Genomic DNA, 2,830 nt, shown 5'->3' on the forward strand with positions numbered 1-2,830 from the left:
AGGGCGCGAGCGCTCCCGGCCTGGGGGGCGGAAGCGGGATCTTGCGGCGCAGTTTGCGCGACCGAAATCGATTCGGAGCGTTCCGGGCGAAAATCCGTCAGCAGATTGCGGAGTCCCAGGCTGCCGCGCATCGGCTTTCCGCTCACCCCCTCCGCCGCCGGCGCCTGAGCCGGTTGAGACACGGCCGATAAAGGCGGAACGGGATTCGGTTGCGGCGTATCGCCTTTGGCCGAAGCGCTTGCGCCATCCGTTTGCGGAGAAGATGGGGACCGGGAGGTCATCGGCGTTGCGACCGACTGGTCGGTGCTGGGGTTTGCTTCGCCAGCGGCCGAAGGCTCCGTTCGAGGACGACGCTGAAAGGCGCTGGCGAATGCCGAAACGATGGCCTCGCCTGCGGTGACACGGCGCATGAATTCTTGGTTATTGGGGCTGGAACTGTGCTCCCGGTTTGGATTGGGGTGATTCGGTTCGGGTTGTTGTGGCGCCTCTCGTTCGTGGCTTTGATTAATATTATCAGAGCGTTCGAGTGGCTTTTGCGGTGATGCGGCTGAAGTCCGGTCGTCCGTGAAAGGATTGTTTGGTAATTGTCGTCGTGAATCATTAGGTTCAGGCAGATTACCAGGAGCTTCGCCGTCGCTGCTGTTGGTAAAATCATTCCTGGCGCTTTTTTCGTGTGTGGCGGAAACGGCCTTTGTGGCATCTGGATTGACGATTGTCGGCGGCGTTTCATCGAATGCCGACATCAGATCCTTGAGGGCAGGTTGGGCTTTCGGAAGTGGGGGCTCGGACGACGTTGAAGGGTTCGTTCCCTCAGTGGAAGAGGCCGATACAATGGTCTGTGCCGCTTGGTTGCGTTCGGATCGGTTGGTTTCGGTTGTTGGGCTGGTTGCGGCTTCGGCCTTCGCCGCAGGCGCTTCGTCATCAAATGCCGACATCAAATCCCTGACGGACGGCTCGGTTTTGGTGGCCGGAGGCCCAACATCGACGCGAGGCGGCTCCGCGGCGGGGGCAACCGTTGTCGAGCGGAGCGCGGTCTCGTCCTGAGACGCAGGGCGCGTCTGTTCGGCGTCCCGCTCGAAAGCGATAACTTTCTCATAGATATCAGGAAAGAAATCCTTTGCATCCTGGTGGGCCGCCGCAAGTTCGATCGGATCGAAGCGCTCGGGAAAGGAAAGAGCGACGACGGACGCTCGCGCGCCGGCCTTCGCCCCGTCGGAAACATAGTGTCCGTCGGGGTGACGCCAGGCCGGATCAATCTTTTCGTTCAGTTCGGGCGCAACAACGATCCGATGATCGAGCGGGGTTTCGAAATGATCGATGCCCGCGCCGTAATAGTTCTTCATCTTGGCGTAACCCAAGGCTTCGTCAGGCTGATCGAACATTCTGGCGGTGAAGTCGCGGTAAGCCCCGGGGAAAGCCTTTTGCGCGACCGTATGCGCGGTCACGGCGTCGTCCGATTCGAACGCCCTGGGAAAGTTGATCGCGACGACGGACCATTTGTTCTGGCCTTCATACCAGCCATTCGGCTCCCGCCAGGCGCTGTCGATTTTCTCGTTCTTGTCGGCCGCCACATGGAAGCCGGAGCCGTGTTCGGTCTCATGAAAAGTGATGCCGTCGGCGACTGGCGTTTGGCGCCTCGATTTCGTCCAAGGCGCAGCATCATTGGCAGCGTCTTTCGCCTCGGCCGAATTCGGGTCGGAAGTTGGATCAACCATCGACAGGCTCCAATCAGTTCGAGAGGTTCGGCGAGGGCATGGCGAAGGTCGGCTGGTAGTTGTGCTCGACCGCTTCGGCCAGCTGCGCGGCGGAGGTCGTCGCGTGCATCAGATTGAGCTTGTAAAGCTGGACCAGCAGATAGTTGGTCTGCGCCAGTTCGGTCGCGATCTCGCGCTGGATCGAGGCCGGAGGCATTGAGGCGAGTTGGCCGTGGTAGTTGGTGCTCGACAGCCGACGCGTCGTATCGAGCATGAGCGCCTGCAGCCAGGATGCGGTCGACGTCGCCGTCAGCCCCTCACTGGTCATTTCCTGCTGTTGCTCGGACGTAAGTGTGACCGAAGGCGACTGCACGCCGATGGCGAGGCTCGCGACGCCGCGCGCGAGCGACCGAAGAGCGGTCCGCGGACTTGCAGCGGCGCATGGCGCTGGCGGAGTCCAACCGGCAGATGGATGCGGCGACGCGCGCGCAGGACCCGCGCCGCATCGAGGCTCTTCCCGTCGTGGCGACGAAAGATCCCAAGGCGCCGGTCGTCATCAAGACGGGACCGGCGGCGGCGGCCGTCGCTCCTCTCGAGACCGCTGGCGAGAAGCGCTCGTACCATATTCAGGCGGCCTCGCCGAGCCTCGCCATGTTGGGCGCGGGCGGCAATGACGCGCCGCTCGAAGTGGTTCCCGGTTCGAACATTCCCGGCTGGGGTCATGTGTCCAAAATCGAGCAGCGCGGGCAGTCCTGGGTCGTCGTCACCAGCGGCGGCGTCATCAAGTAAGGGGGACGTCCATGCAGGGGCTCGTCAACTTCGCTGGCGAAATCGGCAACGCCATCGCGATCATGATCCCGACGATTTGCTACATTCTGGCGATCGCGTCTTTTCTGTTTGCTGGCTGGGGTTTGGTCGAAGACCATGCGCTATGAAGCCGCTTGCCTGATTCTGTGGACGCAGAAGACGGTCCTCAACAAGGAAGAAACCAAGCAGATGAAGGAGGAGCGCGCCCAGGCGGCGCGCGAGTGTCCCGCGATCGGGGAGGCGCAAAGGTTTTACATGCGCTCCGAATTGATGGCGGCGCATCATGAGGGCTTTGTCAGCCGCGTCGCCCAGGCGATGCGCGGCGTCGA

General features: G+C 62.0%; 5 protein-coding genes. 3 read left to right on the forward strand and 2 right to left on the reverse strand.

Annotation, left to right across the window (positions count from 1 at the left end):
• Both CFB24_RS22100 and CFB24_RS22105 read right to left on the reverse strand, forming a co-directional pair.
• Window positions 1-1,715 (reverse strand): DUF7007 domain-containing protein (locus CFB24_RS22100; RefSeq protein WP_141098582.1); only part of this gene is annotated, 1,715 nt, incomplete at its 3' end.
• Window positions 1,716-1,728: 13 nt separating this feature from the next.
• Complete coding sequence (locus CFB24_RS22105; RefSeq protein ID WP_141098583.1) at window positions 1,729-2,067, reverse strand: hypothetical protein; 339 nt, start codon at window positions 2,065-2,067, stop codon at window positions 1,729-1,731.
• A gap of 56 nt (window positions 2,068-2,123) precedes the next feature.
• Between CFB24_RS22105 and CFB24_RS22110 the strand changes: the two genes are divergently transcribed.
• The 3 genes from CFB24_RS22110 to CFB24_RS22115 form a co-directional block, all read left to right on the forward strand.
• On the forward strand, window positions 2,124-2,483 hold the full coding sequence (locus CFB24_RS22110) for a hypothetical protein (protein WP_141098584.1): 360 nt from the start codon (window positions 2,124-2,126) through the stop codon (window positions 2,481-2,483).
• Window positions 2,484-2,494: 11 nt separating this feature from the next.
• Complete coding sequence (locus CFB24_RS23985; RefSeq protein WP_275936891.1) at window positions 2,495-2,629, forward strand: hypothetical protein; 135 nt, start codon at window positions 2,495-2,497, stop codon at window positions 2,627-2,629.
• The coding region (locus CFB24_RS22115; RefSeq protein WP_141098585.1) for a hypothetical protein at window positions 2,619-2,830 on the forward strand (212 nt) is incomplete at its 3' end. The genes CFB24_RS23985 and CFB24_RS22115, both read left to right, overlap by 11 nt.

The sequence above is a fragment of the Rhodoblastus acidophilus genome (assembly GCF_900187365.1).
In the GTDB taxonomy this organism is placed as follows: domain Bacteria; phylum Pseudomonadota; class Alphaproteobacteria; order Rhizobiales; family Beijerinckiaceae; genus Rhodoblastus; species Rhodoblastus acidophilus.